This is a genomic window from Tangfeifania sp., assembly GCF_055108615.1.
The window spans coordinates 21,753-42,527 of record NZ_JBSQIC010000019.1; the positions used below are offsets into that span (position 1 = coordinate 21,753).

The following is a 20,775-nucleotide window of genomic DNA, read 5'->3' on the forward strand; positions in this document are numbered from 1 at the left end:
AAGGTATGATACTTCGTACATTAAAATCAAACAGTGCTGTAAACTTCATCCTGTTCCCTTTGTTTGCAGTTATTCTCTGGCTGAAAAGCCTTTTTAACCCCGAAGTTTATCCGTTTAACAGGGGCGAAACCGAAAATTTATTTTACCGGCCTGTAGCACAGCTGCTTCAGAATTCAGCATTTCTGCAAAGCCTGATTGCATTGTTGCTCTTAATTTTAATGGCTTTTCTGGTCTTGCAAATTAACAACCGGTACAGTTTTATCCGCGTAAGGACCATGCTGCCCGCCCCTCTTTTTGTAATTCTTATTGGAGGATTTACCCAACTGCACACCCTCCATCCGGTTTATTTTGCAACTATTTTTTACCTGATTGCCATCTTTCGTTTTTTCAGCGCTTTCGGAAAAGTAAAGCCCTACACAGCTTTGTTCGACACTGGAATATGGCTGGGTGTAGCTTCACTATTTTATTTCAATGCCATAATTCTATTGCCGGCATTTTTAATTGGCACCGGCATTTTAACCCGTGAAACCCGTTGGCGCGAATTCGTGATCCTCATCACCGGTTTCATCGTCCCATTTATCCTGGCGTTTGCTTTTGCTTTTTATACCAACCATTTTCTTGAATTACTGAAAACGTTCGAATTGAATATTGTAACCCCCAGCAGCTATTTAAAAAATGATATTCCCTTGCAGGCTTTTCTTGGAGTGCTCATTTTTTTAACATTTTTAGGCAGCATCAAAATCCTTCAGCAATACAACACCAAAAAAGTGAGCACACGCAAGTTTTTCACCGTTTTCTTTTTCCTGTTCCTTTTTTCGGTGCTCAGTTATATTTTTGTGCCGGCAACTTCGCAGGAAATGCTGATGATTATTGCCATTCCCGTAACGTTTCAAATATCCAATTTTTTTGTTTTTCTGAAAAGCCGGTTTTGGAGCGAATTGCTCTTTTCGTTGCTGCTTGTTATTGTAATTGCGCTGCAGTTTTTAAGCTAACAATCCATGAATAAAAAAAAAACGACACTGGCCATTTAAAAGAGATATTGAAACAAAAAAAGATGCTCGACGGCAACTACGATTTTGTTTTTACTGATAACGTGGTTGGCCGCACTTTTCTTACTACCGGTGGCGAAGTGCGCTTTGAAGCGCCGCTTAACAACCGGCTTGCCACTGACCTTGAAAAAGGGAAATACTGGTGGTTTGGACAGGAAAAAGAAGCGTATGTTCTCAACCACGAGTTGGCACATATTTTTCGTGCCTGCCGTTTTTCGGCCCTTTCAAAGGAAACAGCCTGCTGGTTCATTTTGACGGCGGTGCCAGTTTGAGTAACTTTTCGGCTGCACATTTCATCAACGGAAAACTGAGATGCCTGGAATGCCATTGGGATTTGAAACCCATGAGTACAATTTACAATGCCAACGCGTTGGTTTTCGCCATCACATCGGGGCAAAACTGCCCGAACAAAATGCAGTGCCCGGAAAATTTATGGGATTTGCCGGCTGGGGCAACCCACGTCCCGAAATTGAAGAATGGCTCATTGAAAACAATTATTTTCAGAACATCTGGTTAGATATAGGATTCGTAAGCGCCATCCTGGCCAAAAAAAGTATTGAGCAAGTGATTGAATTTGCTTCCAAAAACCAGATTAAGTCAGTACGTATTAAATCCGTAAATCTCATCCGTGGGTTTGCGGATTTTTTTACGCAATTTATAATCTGCTGGCGGATAACCAAACGTTATCAGCAACCCGATTTTGCGCTTTTGCGGAATGTGAAGCAACTGCTGGATTTTCTTTTCATCGAACCAGCCAATCATGCAGGTTCCCAAACCAAGTTCTGCGGCCTGCAAACAAAAATGGGCGGCAGCAATTCCAATGTCGTATTGCGGGTATTCCTTATTTTTGATACCGCCGCCAATCCGGGCAATCAGTTTGGCTTTTTCAATAACCAAAACAGCAATCACCGGCGCTTCGGTGGCAAATTTGTTAAACGAAATTGCTTTGTTGAACGTGGCTTTGGCCACCTGGTTCTTAAGCTCCGGTTCATCAACAATAATCAGTTTCCAGGGTTGGGAATTGCAGGCTGACGGTGCCAGATGGACCGCTTCTATAAGTATTTCAATTTTCTCGCGTTCAACCGGCTTATTTTGATAACGACGCACACTTTGCCTCAGCTTGATTAATTCCTGAAAATCCATAATGTTATTTTTCTGAACTCCGAAATTAATTGAATTCTTTCAGCTTTCGATTAAACAAAACAAAAATTCTATCGTACATATTAGTAGTTATAATGTAAAACCATAAAATTTTAAGTTATGTCAGACAGTGTTTATAAAATTATTGAAGTAGTTGGCAGCAGCCCCGAATCATGGGAAAAAGCAGCTCAAAATGCAATTGACCGTGTATCCGAATCGATACACGATTTAAGAATTGCCGAAGTGAAAAAAATGGACTTGCACCTGAATGAAGGAAAAATTGAATTTTACCGTGTAAAGCTGAAAGTTTCGTTTAAATATCAGAACGATTAATGACAAACATTTAATTACTTCTTGAAGGGCGTAATTTTAAACGCCCTTTGTTTTTTTAGTTTTCCGATTTTTTCTAATTTGGTAAAAATCAATAATATCAAAAAACAATGAAACGTAGAATATTTATCCGCAACAGTGCCTTGGGTGGGCTTGCCCTTACAATTCCCGGCATTCGCAGTTTTGGTAACGATTTTTCGGCCGATTATCATATTCCTAAACGGGTTTTGGGAAAAACAGGCGAAAAACTTTCAGTAATCGGGTTTGGTGGAATTATGCTGAACGACAATCCGCAGGACTTTGCCAACGAGTTGGTGGCCAAAGCATACGAGCTGGGTGTGAATTATTACGATGTTGCGCCCACTTACGGGAATGCCGAAGAACGCCTGGGGCCCGCACTGAAGCCTTATCGTGAAAATTGTTTCCTGGCCTGTAAAACCAACAGGCGCGATGCCAAAGGAGCCCAGGAGGAACTGGAAAATTCTTTAAGACTTTTACAAACCGATCATTTCGACTTGTACCAGCTACATGCACTTACTTCTGTTGAAGAAACAGAAAAAGTATTTGCGCCCGGTGGTGCCATGGAAACTTTTGTTAAAGCCAAACTCGACGGAAAAGTGAAACACCTCGGCTTTTCAGCACACTCGGTTGAGTCAGCACTCATGGCAATGAATAGTTATGATTTCGATTCGGTATTGTTCCCCATTAATTTTGCCTGCTGGCATGGAGGCGATTTTGGGCCACAGGTTTATGCCGAAGCCGAAAAACGCGGAATGGGCATTTTGGCCCTGAAAGCAATGGCACTCACCCGGCTGAAAGACGGAGAAGAAAAATTATACAAAAATGTGTGGTACCGCCCCATAGAAGATGAAGAAATTATGAAGATGGCGTTAAAATATACATTGTCGAAAAATATTACGGCTGCCATTCCTCCGGGAAAAAATACCCTGTTTTTAAAAGCGCTTGAATTTATGAACAACTACGAGCCAATTTCCGGGGCTGAAACCGACAAACTTTTATCGCTGTCGAAAGTAACCGCACCTGTTTTCATGCACGCTTAAGCGGCGTGTCACCTCAGTTCAAAGGTGGTGGTTCCAATATTGTAACCGTCGGCAAAAATGTCAACGGTGTATTCTCCGGTCATTAATTCAGGTTCGTTGGAATTGTCCCAAAAAATAGCTACCGGCAGGTCATGTCCTTCGTAAACTACTTCGCGCATGGCCGAATATTGAATTTTCAGGTCTTCGTACCTGAAGAGGTTGTTTTCCGATTTGCTCATTAAAAGCTCATCGGGGCGCATTATGCGTGCGTAAATATTTTTTGGCCCGCGTTTGGCGGCCACGTTTTCACCCAAAATAAAATAGATCCTGATTTTATCAGTCCGCCGCGCAAACCGGGTAGTCTGACTTCTTGTGTTAAGCGGTTCGGCACGTAATTGCCTTACCTGCAGCCTGGAGGCACGCTGAAGGCTTTGTTCCAGTTGTTGTTTTTCTTTACTCAGTTGTTGTTTTTCTGTTTCAGCCTGCTTGTACTGTTCTTTTACTTCAAGGTTTTCGGCCATCAGTTCTTCATTGCGGCGGTTTAATGAATCAATCTGAACCACGAAATCTCGCATGATTCCTCTTAATGTAGTTACCTGTTTCTGGTAGGCATTAATTTTTTCAAGGCTGACTTTTTTGGTTTGTTCCACCTCCACCAAAAGGTCTTTTACTTTGGTTTGCGCCACAAAAAGTTGTTCGCTAAGCGTGTCGCTAACAGTTTCAAGTGAGTCGTAACTGGTAACTAAATTATTTAATTCAAGTCGTATGGAGTCTTTTTCGGCATTCAATTCATTTAAAATTGATTTATGCTCGCGGTTTTGTAAAAAGTAGAGAACTACAACTACCGCAAGGAGAACCGAAAGAGTAATTACAATAATATTGTTCCTTCGGTCTTTTGCATTCACTTTTTTTTGGGCATCCAAATCATTCATTTTCGCTATTTTATATAAGAACCTGTCTTTTATTCAAGAACGGCGTAAAATTACAAATCTTTTGTGTGCCACAAATAAGAGGTTGCCTTTTTTATAGCAACCTCAGCAGGAAATAATTATTAATTGTTTTGAATTACATATTCCCGATTTTTAACCCAAAATAAAATGTGCGGGGATTGAGTGGCCCGTAAATATAAGCCGGATCGCGATTAATTCCTGAGTCGAAATCGTCCTGATAGCTGTTGGCAATGTTTTTTATTCCGCTGTTTAGCTGAATAATGCCCCTTTTTCAGCATTCACGCGGGTATAAATTACCACACCGTTTTCATCCGGAGTACCGTATTCGTTGGCAAACGGATTGTTGAGGTGGGTGTAGAAACCTTCAACTAAAAGCTGGTATTGCCATCCACCATTAAAATTGGAAAAATCGAGCGAAGCGGTAAAAACTGTTTAAAGTGGTTAAGAAAGAAAATTAACTCACTTTTTTAATTTCAGACGAAAGCTTTTCGAGCTCCTCGTCGGCTGTAGCAAGCAAGTCGGTATTGAGGTCTTTGTAATATTTCTTTACAAGTTTGGGATTGTCTTTCCCGTCAGGATGGTTGGCCCTCTTGCGGAAATCGCGATGTTTCTCCACCACCTCTGTGGCAATTTTCATTACAGCATCCTGATTTACTTTCTGATTATATTCCAATACGTAAAAACAATCGTTTAATACCAACGACATTAACAGGTCAATGTCTTTCTTCAAATCTTTAATACTTGCCATAATCTGTTTTGAATTAGATTTCTTTGAACCTGCAAGGTAGCAATTTTTTCAGTTTTATAATCCATCAAAAATCATATCTGGTTCAGGTAGTCATGCCCTCACATTGTGTGAGGGCATGACTAAATTTCAAAAATAGTTACCGGATTTTTCTTTGGCATAGTTTAAATCTGTTATCTTTTAAGGAATAAAATTAAACATGAAATTTATAGCTGATTTACATATTCATTCCCATTTTTCGCGGGCAACCAGCAAAACGCTCACGCCTGAATACCTCGATTATTACGCCGGGCTGAAAGGAATTAAAATAGTTGGCACCGGCGATTTTACACATCCCGGGTGGCTGGCCGAGCTGAAAGAAAAAACCGAACCCGACGGTAACGGGTTGTTTAAACTGAAAAAGGAATACCGGCTCGATTCACCTTTTTGCGATAATGATTCGCGGTTTTTGCTCACGGCTGAAATTAGTAATATTTACAAGCGCGGAGGAAAAGTTCGTAAAGTACACAACGTAGTACTGGCTCCCGGATTTGAAGAGGCCGAAAAAATCAACCAAAAACTGGTAAATCTGGGCGGCAACCTCACCTCCGACGGGCGGCCAATTCTCGGGCTCGACTCCCGCGACCTCATCGAAATTGTGCTCGATTGCAGCGAAAACAACTACTTTATTCCGGCACACATCTGGACACCCTGGTTTTCCATGCTGGGCTCCAAATCGGGGTTCTATTCGCTGGAGGAGTGCTTTGCAGACTTGTCTCCGCACATCCACACCATTGAAACCGGCCTTTCCACCGACCCGCCCATGAACTGGCTCTGTTCGTTCCTCGACAAGGTTACGCTGGTTTCCAATTCCGATGCCCACTCACCTGAGAAATTGGGACGAAATGCAAATGTTTTCAATACCGAACCGAGCTATCATTCCATTACAGAAACACTGCGAACCGGAAATCCGGGAAAATATCTCGGGACTATCGACATGTTTCCGCAGGAAGGAAAATACCATTACGACGGCCACCGGAAATGCAATGTATGCTGGAAGCCGGCCGAAACCCTGCGCAACAAGTCCATCTGTCCGGTTTGCGGAAAGCCGGTGACAATTGGCGTGATGAACCGCGTGATCCAATTATCCGACAGGGAAAATATTGAAAGTCGTCCCAATAAATTGCCATTCCGTTCCATCATTCCGCTAAAGGAAATGCTGGCAGAAGTTGAAGGCGTTGGTGCGAAATCGAAAAAGGTGGAAGCCGGATACATGCATACCTTGGAAAAACTGGGAAACGAGCTGGATATTTTACTCGAAATTCCGTTGGAAGAGATTAAGTCAAAAACATCGGAAACACTCGCTGAGGCTGTTCGCCGGATGCGCAACCGCGAAATATACATTCAGGAAGGATACGACGGGGAATACGGTGTTATCAGTGTTTTTAAACCGGGCGAAGTGAAAAACTTCGAAACAACCGGGTCACTTTTCCAGGTGGAAAAACCGGCACCGCCTGAAAAACGGGCGTTTATTCCATTCGATTTAAAAGGCATTCAAAAGTTGCTGCACCAAAACGATCAGATTGAAAACCTGGCGGCGGAAAAGCAAGAGCAATACAAAGCAGAAACCACAGAAGCACTGGTTTACAACAATTTAAATCCGGAACAATTTGCCGCAGTAAAATACGATGAAGGACCAGCACTGATTATTGCCGGCCCCGGAACGGGCAAAACCAAAACCCTCACCAGTAAAATTGCCTGGCTGGTTGAAAAACACATGGCAAAACCTGAAGAAATCCTGGCCATTACATTTACCAACAAAGCCGCTGGCGAACTCAGGGAGCGACTGGAAATTCTGCTGGAAAATAAAACGAAAGCCAGTCTGGTTACTGTGGCTACTTTTCATGCATTCGGTCTTTCTGTTTTAAAAGACCACCACACAGAATTTAACCGAACTGAAGATTTTATTTTGGCAGATGAGGGATTGAAACTGGAAATCATCAAATCTTTTTCTGAATTGAAAACCGGCGAAGCTAAAAAGATCAGCGCCGAAATTTCGGAAATAAAAAATGGCACCAAACCGGAAACTTCCAGTTTCACGAAATATGAAAAGGAATTGCAGAAGTTCGATGCTTTCGATTTGGATGATTTGATTGTTAAGCCTTTGCAGCTTTTCGGTAAAAATGAAGAAGTAAAAACTGCTTACCAAAAGCGATTCCGGTTCATTTTTGTGGATGAATACCAGGACACCAACGATGCACAGTATCGCTTGTTGCGACAACTTGCCCCGGATTCATCTTCGAATCTTTGTGTGGTAGGCGATGCCAACCAGTCAATTTACGGATTTCGTGGCGCGAACGCAGGCTACATTCAGCGTTTCACCGACGATTATTCTGGGGCAAAAGTTTTCAGGCTGAAACAATCGTACCGCTGCTCGCAAACCATCCTTTCGGCTTCGGCCAATGTGTTGGATAATACTGCCGGTTTTTTGGAAGGACTTTCAGATGGTGTTCAGGTTTCTGTTTCGGAACAACCTACTGGCGCTGCCGAGGCTGAATTCATTGCCCGCCAGATTGTGGAACTGGTGGGTGGAGTCAACTTTTTTTCCATTGACAGTTCTGTTACCCGCGGTGAAAAAAACGAAGGCATTTCAAGCCTTTCCGATTTGGCCGTATTATGCCGCACCCGCAACCAGTTTGAGGCCATCGCAAAAGCATTGAACGATCATCACATTCCTTACCAGGAAGTGGGAACAGTGCCGTTTTTCAGGGAAGAACCGTTTCAGAGTTTCATCAATTTACTAAGCGTTTTTTTATCCGGTAGTTTTGAAAAAGCTGCCCCTGTTTTCAAACTGAAGAAAAGAGCATTTTCGAAATTGCAGTTTGAAATGGCAAAGGAGGAGATCAAAAAGTTGGATGCAGTTTCCTTTCTAAATTACCTGAAAGATTCGTTTTTCCCGGGTGAAAAATTTGATGAACAAAACTGGGAACGGTTTACCGGTATGGCCGGGAACATGAAAAATTGGAGTGAATTTCTCAATTATGCAAAGCTGGGTTCCGGCGCTGACATTCACCTGAAAAACCTCGAAGCTGTTTCGCTAATGACATTGCACGCATCGAAAGGGCTTGAATTTGAATGTGTTTTTATTCCCGGTTGCGAAAAGGGCCTGCTGCCTTACAATCTGTATAAAACTGAAGTGGACGAGGAGGAAGAAAAGCGCCTGCTTTACGTGGGAATGACCCGCGCCAAACAACTGTTGTATCTCACCCATGCCCGGAGCCGAATCCTGCGCGGGCGGAAGTTCAACCTGCCTAAAAGTCCGTTCCTCAGTACAATTCAGCAGGAGCTTATTCAGCAAATTAAAAATAAACCACACAAAAAGCCGGGGGAGAAGGATAATCAGCTAAGTTTGTTTTGAGAAAAAATGAAAATACCAATAAGCAAATTCCAAAAAACAAATAATTATCAAAATCAAATGATTCAATTTTCGAAACTTACAGATTGGTTTTATATTAAGGATTTACAGTATTGGTAACTGTTTGGTATTTGTATATTGTAGTTTAGAATTTATTTGGAATTTGACCATTGTGTTTTGGGATTTAATGAAAGAATTATGTTACTGGCAATTGACATAGGAAACACCAACATCGTTTTTGGAGTGAACGATAACGGGAAGTGGCAAAACCACTGGCGCATTCAAACCGACCATAAAAAAACTGCCGATGAGTATGAAGTTATTTTTCGTTCGTTGCTTTCGGCAGGTAAAATTAGCAAGACCGATGTAAACAACATCATCTTAAGCAGCGTGGTTCCGTCGCTGGTTCGTCCGTTTACCGAAATGCTTCCGGGGTTGTTCGACGGAACAAAAATTACAGTTGTTGATCCCGACATTTACCCGAAACTGCCCATCAAAATTTTGAATCCGTATGAAATCGGTGCCGACCTGGTAGCCAATGCGGTTGCAGCTTATCAAAAATTTGGAAAACTAACTACGGTCATTGATTTTGGCACTGCCCTCACGTTTACTACAATCGGCAAAAATGCTGAAATAAAGGGTGTGGCCATTGCACCCGGTTTGCAAACTGCTGTTGCTGCTTTGTCAGGTAAAACTGCCCAGTTGCCGCAAATTCATTTAACACCTCCGCCATCGGTATTGGGCGAAAATACGGTACATGCCATCCAATCAGGCATTGTTTACGGGTTTACCGGTCTGGTTGATTCTATGATTGAACGCACGCAGCATGATCTTGGCGAAAAGCTAACAGTTGTTGCCACCGGCGGTTTGAGTTCGGTGATTGTTCCGCTAACTAAAAACATTAAAAATGTGGAGCTGCTGTTAACGCTGGATGGGCTGTACGAAATAAACAGGCTTGTTTGCGATTGAAATCTCAGTTTGCCTCCAAAATTTCCAGCAGTTCATCCAGCTGTGGGGTAAGAATAATTTCGGTGCGACGGTTCATTTGCCGGCCTTCAGCTGTTTCGTTGGTGGTTAACGGAACATACTCACTTCTGCCCGCAGCAATAATCCGCGAAGGATCAATCTGCCCGTTTTGCGTTAGAATTTTGGTAACAGCTGTGGCACGCATCACGCTTAAATCCCAGTTGTCTTTAACAGCTCCGGAGCCGTGCATGGGAACATTGTCGGTGTGGCCTTCCACCATAATGTTGACATCTGTGTTTTCGGCCAGCAACTGGCTCAAATCGCGTAAAGCCCTTTGTCCGTTGGGATCAACATTCCACTGCCCGGTTTTAAACAGTAATTTTTCGTCCATCGAAACGTAAACTTTCCCGTTCTTCTCGTGAACCGTCAGGCCGTTATCTGTGAAACCGGTAAGTGCCCGCATTACTTTGTCTTTCAGGTCTTTCACTGCCTGGTCTTTTTGGGCCAGAACTTCCTGAAGTTCAATTAGCCGCTCATTGCGTTCTTTCAGTTCTTTTTCTGCTTCACGCAAACGGTCTTCGCGCAAGGTTAAACCGCGCCGGGTAGTTTGGAGTTCATCCAGCAAATTTTCAATTTCTTCCGAACTGCCTGATTTCAATATATCGAGTTGCCGGTTTAAGCTGGCCTGTTCTTTTTCAAGCGTTTCCACCTTTTGTTTCTGAACGTTCAGGTTATAAAGTGCTTCTTCCAGCCGGGCTTCCAAATCTTTGTTTTTGGCAGTCAGCTGTTCGTTCGCACTTTTTAATTCAGTGTTGGCCACTTCAAGATCAGCATTCGACCGTTTGAGTTGTTCGTTTTCCTGGGAAAGTGCTTTGACTTTGTCCTGTACCTGGTTAAATTGTTTTGTTGAAACGCAGGACGATAAAAAAAACAAACCACTAAAAAATAATATTTTGTGAACAGTTCTCATGTTTTTAAATTTTTATATTGGCTAAATTAGAACAAATTTTGTACCCTTTCGTTTTTTGAACAAATGGGTTTTCAGTTTTTGTTATAACTTTGACAAGATTTTCACACAAATATATGGTACGGACGAAGGAAAAAATACTGGAACAGATAAAAACTCCTGCTGATTTGAGGAAGATGGCCCCCGAAAAGCTTTCTGAGGTTTGCGATGAATTGAGAGAATATATTATTGATGAAGTTTCTGCCAATCCCGGGCATTTGGGGGCAAGCCTGGGGGTTGTTGAACTTACGGTTGCATTGCATTATGTGTATAACACACCTTACGATTTGCTGGTATGGGATGTTGGCCATCAGGCCTACGGACACAAAATTTTAACCGGCAGGCGGGAAAATTTTCATACTAATCGTAAACTGAATGGCATCAGTGGCTTTCCAAAACGTGATGAAAGTGAGTACGATACGTTTGGTGTCGGCCATTCTTCAACCTCCATTTCGGCGGCTCTGGGTATGTCAATTGCTGCCGGGTTGAAAAATGAAAACGACAGAAAAATTGTAGCTGTAATTGGCGATGGGGCCATGACAGGCGGAATGGCTTTTGAAGCCCTGAATAATGCCGGGGCCAGTAAATCGGATTTGCTTGTTATTCTTAACGACAATAATATGGCCATTGACCCGAACACGGGCGTAATTGGCCAGTACCTGATGAATATTTCAAAGTCGGAAACCTACAATAAAGTTAAAAAAGACGTTTGGGAAGGATTGGGAAAACTCGATGGTTTTGGGAAGAAAACCCGCAAGTTCATTCAGAAAAACCAGCATGCACTGAAAAACATGCTGCTCACCGAAAATAATCTTTTTGAAGCTTTTGATTTTCGTTATTTCGGGCCAATTGACGGGCATGATGTTGAATATCTTACTGAAGCTTTAAATGATTTAAAAGATATTCCCGGGCCGAAACTGCTCCATATTGTAACCCAAAAAGGAAAAGGTTTCAGCCACGCTGAAATGAATCAAACAAAATTTCATGCCCCTGGATTATTCGACAAAAATACAGGTGAAATTTTGTCGTGTGGATGCCAGGTTGATAAAGCACCTAAGTTCCAGAATGTATTTGGTGAAACACTGGTGGAGCTGGCCGAAATGAACGAGAAGATTGTAGGAATTACACCAGCCATGCCCACAGGCTGCTCCATGAACCTGATGTTGGAAAAAATGCCACACCGGGCTTTTGATGTGGGCATTGCCGAACAGCATGCCGTAACTTTCTCGGCAGGTTTAGCCACACAGGGGATTGTGCCTTTTTGTAATATCTATTCCACTTTTATGCAGCGCGCTTACGATCAGTTGGTGCACGATGTGGCAACACAAAACCTGCATGTGGTTTTTTGTCTCGACCGCGGCGGGTTGGTTGGTGAAGACGGGCCAACACACCACGGAGTGTTTGATATTGCCTACATGCGCTCGGTTCCCAATATGATTGTTTCGGCTCCTATGGATGAAATAGAGCTGCGTAATTTGATGTACACTGCCCAACTTGAAGAAATTAACCAACCGTTTTCAATTCGATACCCGCGAGGATGTGGAATAAAAAAGGACTGGAAACTGCCTTTCGAAAAAATTGAAATTGGAAAAGGACGACAGCTTTCAGAAGGCAATGATGTTGCCATTCTCACCATTGGGAAAACAGGAATTCATGCACAAATGGCAATTAAGGCGCTGAAGGATAAAAATATTTCAGCCGCTCATTACGACCTGAGGTTTGTAAAACCGCTCGACGAAACCATGCTCGATGAAATATTCGAAAAGTACAACTATGTTTTAACGGTTGAAGACGGCGTAATTAAAGGTGGATTTGGCAGTGCCGTGCTCGAATTTATGGCCGAAAAAGGGTATTCGGCACATGTGAAGGTATTAGGTGTTCCCGACAGGTTTATAGAACAGGGCACTCCCGATCAATTGTACAAAATATGCGGTATTGATGCAAATGGAGTAGTAGCGGCAGTAATGAAAATGATGGACCGATAATAAATTATTTTTCCCGTCGTTTTCAACATAAATAATTAAAACAATCGCACGTTGGATATTTATCTGAAAAGAAAGCGCGGGAAAATTTTACTTCTGCTAAGTGCAATTATAATCGGTGTGGCATCGTTGCTGTACACCAATTGGCTTACCGAAAAAATGGCCCGCGAAGAACGAAAAAAAGTGGAATTGTGGGCCGAAGCCACCAAACGATTTGCCGAACCGGTAATTGAAAGCACCAACCAGGCTGCCGTGCAAAGATTGAATACTTCTTATCTGACTTTACTTCAGGAAATTGCCGAGCAAAACACAACAATTCCTATAATTATTGTTGATGAAAACGGTGATTTTAATACCGATGCGAACATTAATTACAGCGAAAGCCGGCGCGAACAGGTGCTGAAAAATGAGCTGGAAAAAATGAAGGGGTATTCAGAACCGATACCCATTGTGCTATCCGACGAAAACACGCTGTACCTCTATTACCGCGAATCGAATATTTTGCGCAACCTGAGGTACTATCCTGTGGTCCAGCTTTTTGTAATAATCATTTTCATTATTGTTGCCTATTTTGCTTTTGATGCCACCCAGCGCGCCGAACAAAACCAGGTTTGGGTGGGCATGTCGAAAGAAACCGCGCACCAGTTGGGCACTCCCATCTCATCGCTAATGGCCTGGATTGAGCTGCTTAAAATGCAGAATGTTGATCCGGCACTGATTGATGAGTTTGAAAATGACACGAGACGGCTCGAAAAAATTACCGAGCGTTTTTCCAAAATCGGCTCAAAACCCGAGCTGCTGACGACCAATCTGGTTGAGGTATTGCTTTCAACGGTTAGCTACCTCAAAACCCGTTCTTCTGAAAAGGTGAAATTTGAAATGAATTTTTCAGAAGGCGACCGCGTGGAAGCCCCGCTAAATGCTGCACTTTTTTCGTGGGTTGTTGAAAACCTGTGTAAGAACGCAATTGATGCAATGGACAACAACGGGAAAATTACGTTCGAGCTTCAGGAAAAAAATGAAAACGTATTGATTGATATTACCGACACCGGAAAAGGCGTTCCGAAATCGCAGCAAAAAACCATTTTTCAACCCGGTTTTTCCACCAAAAAACGAGGCTGGGGGCTTGGCCTGTCGCTGGCAAAACGCATAATTGAAAACTACCATAATGGTAAAATTTTTATTAAATGGTCTGAATCAGGAAAAGGAACTACCTTCCGGATTGTCCTTAACAAATAACCGAATTGTATGTTACCAAATGCAGGAAAGAATTTAATTTTCTTGCAAGAAGATGTTCCTTAAATTTATCCATACCTTTGGTTTTCGAAAAATTGGAGTTAAAATAGTATGAACCGCAAAACCGATATTTTTTCAAAAATTCATGCTGACTTTCAGTCGTTTGAACCTGAATTAAAAAATTGGAAATCGCAAAAAGAGACTGTCGTTTTCACCAACGGATGTTTTGATATTATTCACCACGGGCACATCGATTCGTTGATTAAATCGGCAAAAATGGGAACCCGGCTGATTGTTGGCTTGAATTCTGACGAATCGGTACAACTGCTCAAAGGAAAAGGGAGGCCCATATTAAATGTAAAATCGAGGGCAGCTGTTTTGGCCGCTTTCTCTTTTGTCGATGCTGTTATTATTTTTCATGAAGAAACACCTGCCGAATTAATTGCCCAAATTTTGCCCGATGTTTTGGTAAAAGGGAAACAATATGCCATTCATGAAATTGCCGGGCATGACACCGTGCTCGAAAACGGCGGGAAAGTGGAAACGCTCGAATTGGTTCCGGGGATTTCTACTTCGGATATTATTAACAAAATTAAAATCCTGGATTGATGGCCCAAACAAAAACAATTTACACCTGCCAGAATTGCGGGGCGCAGTCGCCAAAGTGGCTCGGACGGTGCCCTTCTTGCGGCGGGTGGAATACGTATATTGAAGAAGTGGTTGAAAAGAAAAAATCAACTTCAAAAGTTTCGGTTCAGCTTTCAGGCAATCAGCCGCTCACACTTGAAAATATAAAAGCTGAAAAAAACCAGCGCTTCCCGGTAGGGATTAATGAATTCGACCGTGTGCTGGGCGGAGGCATTGTTCCGGGGTCAATTGTGCTGCTTGGCGGTGAGCCGGGCATTGGGAAATCAACACTGGTGTTGCAAATGGCATTGGGTTTGCCCAACAAAAAAATTCTGTACATCTCGGGTGAAGAGAGCCTGCAGCAAATAAAACTTCGGGCTACCCGGCTGGAAATGAAGCAAAACAGCTGCCTTTTCCTGAGTGAAACTTCGCTGGAACATGTAATTGCCCAAACCGAACAAACAATGCCCGATTTGCTGGTGGTCGATTCCATCCAGACTGTCTCTACCGAAGTGATTGAATCGTCGCCCGGTTCGGTTTCACAGGTGCGCGAATGTACTTCGGCCATTCTGAAGTTTGCCAAAAAAAACGATGTGGCTGTTATTCTCATTGGGCACATCAACAAAGAAGGAAGCCTTGCCGGACCAAAAGTGCTGGAACACATGGTGGACACCGTTTTGCAGTTTGAAGGCGACACCAACTACATGTACCGGATTTTACGGGCCAATAAAAACCGCTATGGCTCCACCAACGAGCTGGGAATTTTTGAGATGCGCGGCAACGGCCTGCAGGAAATACTGAATCCTTCGGAACAACTCATCTCCAAAGTGAGCGACGATGTAAGCGGAACGGCTATTGCGGCCACCATCGAAGGCATCCGGCCTTTTTTGATTGAAATTCAGTCGCTTGTGAGTTCTGCCGCTTACGGAACCCCACAGCGTTCTTCCACGGGATTCGATTTGCGCAGGCTCAACATGTTGCTGGCGGTGCTCGAAAAACGCGCCGGGTTTAAACTGCTGGCCAAAGATGTTTTTCTGAACATTGCCGGCGGGCTGAAAATTAATGATCCCGCCACCGACCTGGCGGTGATTTGTTCCATTCTTTCATCCAACATCGATGTGGCGGTTGACCACAAAACATGTTTTACAGGAGAGGTGGGCCTCACCGGCGAAATTCGCGGTGTAAACCGTATTGAACAGCGCATTGCCGAAGCGGCCAAACTGGGGTTCAACAAAATATTCATTCCCGTTGTAAATAAAGGGTTCGATGCTTCAGCTTTCAACATTCAAATTGAAAAAGTTGCCCGGGTGGAAGAGGTTTTTCGCATAATTTTCAGGAAGTAAACGAGTTATTCTTTCCATAAAATAGCTTTTTTTAACGGAAAGCTTATTGCCGGTAACGTAAACTATTTTTAATTTGCACCCCGTTTTAAAATGAAGAAACTGTTTTACATATTAGTTGCCATTCTCTTATGGGGTTTTACAGGTTGCGACGAGCCTGTTGTTGAAAAACCGGAAAACCTGATTGAAAGGGAAAAAATGATTGAAATGCTGGCCGATATTCATCTGGCCGAAGCGGCATTCAACACGCAAAGACACCGCGACTCGCTGGTGGAACAAAGTTCATCTGCCGATTTTTACTACTCAGTGCTCGATAAATACCAGGTGGCCGATACGGTTTTTGAAAAATCGTATGTTTTTTACGCCAGCCAACCCCGTGAATTTGAAAAAATGTACCGCGAATCAATGAACCTTCTCAACGAGATGGAAGAAGAATTTATAGGTAGGAGAAAGGAACAAAAGGAACTGGATATTCAGAACCGGTAGCAGTGCGAAAAATTTCTGCCACATACATTTTCCCGGGGAACCGGGCACCGCTGAAAAACGGGATTCTGGTTTGTACCGATAACGGAAAAATTATTGAGTTAATCGATACCGGCGGGCAGATAGAAGAAGAAGCTGGCCTGGAACAGTACAGCGGAATTTTAGTGCCGGGTTTTGTTAATGTCCACTGTCATCTGGAATTATCGCACCTGAAAGGAAAAATCCCAGAAAAATCCGGAATGGGTGGTTTTCTCGCTGCTATTAACCGGCTCAGAAACGTAGAGCCTGAAATCGTGGAAGGGGCAGCCGAAAAGGCAAAACGTAGTTTACAGGCCCAGGGAACAGTGGTTGTGGGCGATATTTCCAATTCAACTTTAACGCTTCAAACAAAACAAAACAGCAAAATTTATTATCACACATTTGCAGAGGCTTTTGGGTTTCATCCTTCGCGTGCTGAAAGAGCTTTCAGCATGGCGAATTTTGTGAAAGAGATGTTTAATGAATTTGGCCTCAGCGCATCAGTTGTTCCGCATTCACCCTACTCCGTTTCGGCGGAGCTTTTCAAAAAGATAAGCGAAAACGCACGTGGTAAAAACAGCCTGCTTTCCATCCACAATCAGGAAAGCCGGGCAGAAGAACAGTTTTTCAGTGATGGTTCAGGTCCCATTGCCGGCCATTTAAAAGATAACCTGGGAATAGACATTTCGCACTGGAGGCCAACAGGCAAAAGCCCGCTGCTGACAACGCTGAACTATTTACCATCGCAAAATCCCCTGCTTTTGGTTCATAATACGTTTACAGAAGAATCTGATATTCTGGAACTGAAGCAACAACGCACATCTGAAAATACGTTTTTCGTGCTTTGTCCCAACTCCAATTTATACATTGAGAATACACTTCCTCCGGTTCCGCTTTTTCAAAAACACAGGCTGAATATTTGCCTGGGAACCGACAGCCTCGCCTCCAACAAACAACTTTCGGTGCTTGCCGAAATGATAACGCTTCAACAACATTTTCCTGAAATTACACTGGAAGAACTGGTGTTGTGGAGCACGTTCAACGGGGCAAAAGCACTTCAGGTTGAAAACCGTTATGGTAGTTTTGAACCGGGGAAACAACCGGGTGTAAACCTCATTACCGGCACCGATTTAAAAAACCTGAAACTCACGGATAAGTGTCAGTTGAAACTGATTATGCGAACGTAATAGGTTAATCATTTTTGAATGACGGAACTAATCCACGCTAAAATTTTTTCTAATGCATTCGGTGAAAAGGTTTGTTCCAAATTCGGAATTAAAAACAAAAGTAGTATTACATGCGTTTGTTTCATCATTAATGCTTTATTGGTCCCTGGAACTTGATCTTTTTGATTCCAGATACCGATCCACTTTTTCATCAAGCGAATCGCCCAGAATAAAAGCTGCAAATTATGAGAATTACTGGCAGAATTGATTTCATTTTAGATTTCTTTTTCTTTTTAATCTGGTCCAAATGTTTTGATTTACAGTTTCTGAAAGTTCATTAACATCTTTTTGAGTTGCTTTCGACTTTGCAGTTGTCTCTTTGTATTCCAGATAGTCAAGCATATCTTGAAGCTCGGTTAAATCAACATAGCTGGCAACCTTACTAAAATTTCCTTATCTGTTCTTTCTAATATCAAATCCTTAAGTAATGTTGTGTGCCATTTCTATTTTATTTATATTTGTCACTGGTAAATTTTTGTTAAAACAGGTTAATTTTCATATATATGAGTCAATCAGTATTTCTTACAGTAGAAGATATCGCTAACAATTTGAAAGTTACGCGCCAAACTGTCTCAAAATATATCAAAGACAAGGAACTTAATGCTATAAAAATAAATAAAAGCTATCGAATTTCAGTTAAAGACTTTGAATCATTTTTGTCTAATAACTCAATTGCGCATGATCCAGAAGTTGCGTATTTAAAAAAAAGTAAAAATTGCACACTAGAGTATTCTGATAAATCAGATGAATTTGAAGTGTTGTATCACAATTATAATGGAGTTGTTACTTGTATTGAAAAACAGCACAATAAAGCAGAAAACAAATTCATCTTTGGTGATAATTTATATATTTTAAGAGAATTATTAAAAACACATAGAAACAAAATCAACCTAATATATATTGATCCTCCTTTTGGAACTGGACAAGATTATAATTCATTTGAAGAGGAAAACGCATATTCAGATAAACTGGTTGATAGTGCATTCTTAGATTTTTTAAGAAAAAGATTGATTATATTGAGAGAATTACTTTCAGATGATGGAAGTATATATTTGCATATTGACAAAAAAATTGGCCACTATGTTAAAATTATGATGGATGAAATTTTCGGGTATAATAATTTCATAAACGATATAACAAGAATAAAATGCAACCCAAAAAATTTTGCTCGCAATGCATATGGCAATTATTCTGATATGATTTTATTTTATGCAAAAAAAAGGGACAAAAATATTTGGAACAATGTTACAGATCAAATGTCAGAATACAAACGGAGGCAATTATTTCCTAAAAGACATCCAAAATATGGTTTTTATACGACTAATCCAATTCATGCACCAGGTAAAACTTTAAATGGTGATACTGGAAAAGAGTGGAAAGGGATTAAGCCACCTAAAGGGCGTCATTGGCGATATAGCCGTGAAGTTTTGACCGAACTTGATAATAAAGGACTCATTGAATGGTCTGAAAATGGAAATCCAAGAAAAATTGTTTTAGCATCTGACCATAAAGGTTTTAAAATTCAAGATGTCTGGGAATATAAAGACAAAGGATTGTCTTATGTCGATTACCCTACCCAAAAAAATAATGATATGCTCGAAAGAATAATTTTAAATTCATCAAACGAAAATTCGTTAGTTTTAGATTGTTTTGCAGGTTCAGGAAGCACTTTAAAGGTTGCGAATAAATTGAATAGGCAATGGATTGGAATTGATAATTCTCCTCATTCCTACAATGTGATAAAAAAAACTTTCAAACAAGAAAATATTAAGTGTAATTACTTTGAATACCATTCTATAGTTTAAAGGAAAGACTCTAAGTATTCGGTAAGCAATAATGCACTCACAATATCATATTCACATTCTTGAACCTGAACGCATGTTTTATCATTTATTATAGTTCCATCTGATTTCCTTAAAGCCCAAGGGAAACCATCAATTATGCCAACTCTTTTTACACTACCTCGTTGGTTCCTACACAAATTGATTACCTCAACAACTTGTTTGTTTTGATTACCCCCTGGTGAACCAATCCATTTTGCTTCACCAACGATATATGTTTCATTTACTTTTGCAACAAGGTCAGGTCGTTTTTCTAAATTTTGATTTAGCTCATCAATTATAAAAGATTTAGCTATTTCTTCAGAGGAATTTAAAATATATATGCCACTTGTAGAATTTCTAAAATCGTCAATCTCTAATAAATTGAAATTATTTCTCAACCAATTGGTAAACATTGGCCCCATTTGAGTATTCAATTTTGGTGCAGATTCAAGTCTAATTACAGTTTCTTCTGCAGTCATTGCATAGAGAGAATTAGCAATCCTTTGAATTTGTTGTGGATTATTATTTAAACACCCCTGAATGTTTTTAATTAAGTACCATAAAGGCTCATCATATGGAAACTTTACTTCATTTTGGAGAATTTCAATCAACTCTTGAGTTCTCCGCCCTTGATGTGCGGAAATTATTCTACGACGAAGTTGAGAGTTTAATCTTTCAGGTCTTGCAGTTTGTAATGGGTACACTTTCAAGATGTTATCCAGATATGCGGTGCTTTCAAAAAGTTCGACACTTTTTAAAACCCATTCATTTAGTTCATTTCGATTATTTTCTATATCAATAGTTCTGTTCATAAACCTTGCCTTTATTTATTCATTTTTTTGAAGATACAAAACATGTTATTGTTTTTAAATTCAGTGAAATAAGTTTTTTACAGCTCTGTTCGGTACCATTCCGAACTCCTTCCCAGCCAGCGTATTCCGCCCACAAAACCTTTAAGTTTCAGCAGATCATCACTTTCAAGCCAGGCGTAACAATCATAGGTATTCCCGGATTTTGGATCGTAAATCTCACCGTTTTTCCATTCCTCTTCTTTGGCATCGTACTCAAAGCCGCTCAAAATCTGTAAGCCCAGCAACGAACGGTTTCGAAGCGATTCATCCGGATTTTCATCGTCTTTTGGCGGCTCGCCGTTTTCATAATTTTCAGGAATAATGAAAACGATGGCACCAATGTATTTGCCATCCTTTTTCTCAATTTCAATTTTCGACGTTTTTTCTTCGTTCTACCACACACCTGTAATTTTATCGGCCTCCTGGGCTATTGCTGACAGAGTATAAATTGCCATGGAAATGAGAATAATAAGTTTTTTCATAGCTGTAATTTTTATTTTTCAGACTGTTTCGTATTTATCAAATTGATTATTAATTTTATAGAGTTTAAAAATAGTAAGAATTAACAT

At 41.2% G+C, this 20,775-nt stretch carries 19 protein-coding genes and 1 pseudogene; 14 read left to right on the top strand and 6 right to left on the bottom strand.

The window, feature by feature from the left end; all coding sequences use genetic code 11:
- Nucleotides 1–5: 5 nt before the first annotated feature.
- From ACTCNA_RS06235 to ACTCNA_RS06245, 3 genes are all read left to right on the top strand, one after another.
- The gene (locus ACTCNA_RS06235) at nucleotides 6–992 is read left to right on the top strand and encodes a DUF6427 family protein (RefSeq protein ID WP_462947040.1); all 987 of its coding nucleotides are present in this window, start codon (nucleotides 6–8) and stop codon (nucleotides 990–992) included.
- A 47-nt stretch (nucleotides 993–1,039) separates the two neighbouring features.
- Nucleotides 1,040–1,321: a hypothetical protein gene (locus ACTCNA_RS06240; protein WP_462947041.1), complete on the top strand. Its 282-nt coding sequence runs from the start codon at nucleotides 1,040–1,042 to the stop codon at nucleotides 1,319–1,321.
- Nucleotides 1,322–1,392: 71 nt separating this feature from the next.
- Nucleotides 1,393–1,566, top strand: a complete 174-nt coding sequence (locus ACTCNA_RS06245) for a hypothetical protein (protein WP_462947042.1) — start codon at nucleotides 1,393–1,395, stop codon at nucleotides 1,564–1,566.
- Between the two features lie 80 nt (nucleotides 1,567–1,646).
- Here ACTCNA_RS06245 and ACTCNA_RS06250 read toward each other — a convergent pair whose 3' ends face one another.
- Nucleotides 1,647–2,192 carry a nitroreductase family protein gene (locus ACTCNA_RS06250; RefSeq protein ID WP_462947044.1) on the bottom strand — a complete coding sequence of 182 codons (546 nt, stop codon included), beginning with the start codon at nucleotides 2,190–2,192 and terminating at the stop codon, nucleotides 1,647–1,649.
- Nucleotides 2,193–2,309: 117 nt separating this feature from the next.
- On the opposite strand from ACTCNA_RS06250, the gene ACTCNA_RS06255 reads away from it, so the two are divergent.
- Complete coding sequence (locus ACTCNA_RS06255; protein ID WP_462947045.1) at nucleotides 2,310–2,522, top strand: dodecin family protein; 213 nt, start codon at nucleotides 2,310–2,312, stop codon at nucleotides 2,520–2,522.
- A gap of 107 nt (nucleotides 2,523–2,629) precedes the next feature.
- Entirely contained in the window at nucleotides 2,630–3,580 is a 951-nt protein-coding gene (locus ACTCNA_RS06260; protein ID WP_462947046.1) for an aldo/keto reductase, read from the top strand.
- Nucleotides 3,581–3,588: 8 nt separating this feature from the next.
- Here the strand turns inward: ACTCNA_RS06260 and ACTCNA_RS06265 are convergent, their stop codons facing one another.
- Both ACTCNA_RS06265 and ACTCNA_RS06270 read right to left on the bottom strand, forming a co-directional pair.
- Nucleotides 3,589–4,491: a hypothetical protein gene (locus ACTCNA_RS06265; RefSeq protein ID WP_462947047.1), complete on the bottom strand. Its 903-nt coding sequence runs from the start codon at nucleotides 4,489–4,491 to the stop codon at nucleotides 3,589–3,591.
- Between the two features lie 472 nt (nucleotides 4,492–4,963).
- Entirely contained in the window at nucleotides 4,964–5,257 is a 294-nt protein-coding gene (locus ACTCNA_RS06270) for a hypothetical protein (protein ID WP_462947048.1), read from the bottom strand.
- Nucleotides 5,258–5,453: 196 nt separating this feature from the next.
- On the opposite strand from ACTCNA_RS06270, the gene ACTCNA_RS06275 reads away from it, so the two are divergent.
- Nucleotides 5,454–8,651 (top strand): UvrD-helicase domain-containing protein, encoded by a 3,198-nt coding sequence (locus ACTCNA_RS06275; RefSeq protein ID WP_462947049.1) that lies wholly within the window; start codon nucleotides 5,454–5,456, stop codon nucleotides 8,649–8,651.
- Between the two features lie 195 nt (nucleotides 8,652–8,846).
- Nucleotides 8,847–9,617, top strand: a complete 771-nt coding sequence (locus ACTCNA_RS06280; RefSeq protein ID WP_462947050.1) for a type III pantothenate kinase — start codon at nucleotides 8,847–8,849, stop codon at nucleotides 9,615–9,617.
- A gap of 4 nt (nucleotides 9,618–9,621) precedes the next feature.
- Here the strand turns inward: ACTCNA_RS06280 and ACTCNA_RS06285 are convergent, their stop codons facing one another.
- Nucleotides 9,622–10,584, bottom strand: coding sequence for an OmpA family protein (locus ACTCNA_RS06285; protein ID WP_462947051.1), 963 nt, complete (start codon nucleotides 10,582–10,584; stop codon nucleotides 9,622–9,624).
- A 113-nt stretch (nucleotides 10,585–10,697) separates the two neighbouring features.
- Between ACTCNA_RS06285 and dxs the strand changes: the two genes are divergently transcribed.
- The 7 genes from dxs (at nucleotide 10,698) to ACTCNA_RS06320 (ending at nucleotide 19,337) form a co-directional block, all read left to right on the top strand.
- On the top strand, nucleotides 10,698–12,605 hold the full coding sequence (dxs, locus tag ACTCNA_RS06290) for a 1-deoxy-D-xylulose-5-phosphate synthase (protein ID WP_462947052.1): 1,908 nt from the start codon (nucleotides 10,698–10,700) through the stop codon (nucleotides 12,603–12,605).
- Between the two features lie 51 nt (nucleotides 12,606–12,656).
- Nucleotides 12,657–13,841 (top strand): sensor histidine kinase, encoded by a 1,185-nt coding sequence (locus tag ACTCNA_RS06295; protein WP_462947053.1) that lies wholly within the window; start codon nucleotides 12,657–12,659, stop codon nucleotides 13,839–13,841.
- Between the two features lie 108 nt (nucleotides 13,842–13,949).
- Nucleotides 13,950–14,447 carry an adenylyltransferase/cytidyltransferase family protein gene (locus ACTCNA_RS06300; protein ID WP_462947054.1) on the top strand — a complete coding sequence of 166 codons (498 nt, stop codon included), beginning with the start codon at nucleotides 13,950–13,952 and terminating at the stop codon, nucleotides 14,445–14,447.
- Nucleotides 14,447–15,808 carry a DNA repair protein RadA gene (gene radA, locus ACTCNA_RS06305; protein WP_462947055.1) on the top strand — a complete coding sequence of 454 codons (1,362 nt, stop codon included), beginning with the start codon at nucleotides 14,447–14,449 and terminating at the stop codon, nucleotides 15,806–15,808. Before ACTCNA_RS06300 ends, radA begins: the two co-directional genes overlap by 1 nt.
- A 90-nt stretch (nucleotides 15,809–15,898) precedes the next feature.
- Nucleotides 15,899–16,291, top strand: a complete 393-nt coding sequence (locus ACTCNA_RS06310; protein ID WP_462947056.1) for a DUF4296 domain-containing protein — start codon at nucleotides 15,899–15,901, stop codon at nucleotides 16,289–16,291.
- 2 nt (nucleotides 16,292–16,293) lie between these two features.
- A complete protein-coding gene (locus ACTCNA_RS06315; protein WP_462947057.1) occupies nucleotides 16,294–17,493 on the top strand; it encodes an amidohydrolase family protein in 1,200 nt (399 codons plus the stop codon).
- Between the two features lie 542 nt (nucleotides 17,494–18,035).
- Nucleotides 18,036–19,337: a DNA methyltransferase gene (locus ACTCNA_RS06320; RefSeq protein ID WP_462947058.1), complete on the top strand. Its 1,302-nt coding sequence runs from the start codon at nucleotides 18,036–18,038 to the stop codon at nucleotides 19,335–19,337.
- On the opposite strand, the gene ACTCNA_RS06325 is transcribed toward ACTCNA_RS06320, so the two are convergent.
- Both ACTCNA_RS06325 and ACTCNA_RS06330 read right to left on the bottom strand, forming a co-directional pair.
- Nucleotides 19,334–20,167, bottom strand: coding sequence for a hypothetical protein (locus ACTCNA_RS06325; protein ID WP_462947059.1), 834 nt, complete (start codon nucleotides 20,165–20,167; stop codon nucleotides 19,334–19,336). The genes ACTCNA_RS06320 and ACTCNA_RS06325 overlap by 4 nt on opposite strands.
- 77 nt (nucleotides 20,168–20,244) lie before the next feature.
- A pseudogene (locus ACTCNA_RS06330) lies at nucleotides 20,245–20,580 on the bottom strand (DUF2147 domain-containing protein); the annotation flags it as partial.
- Between the last annotated feature and the right edge of the window lie 195 nt (nucleotides 20,581–20,775).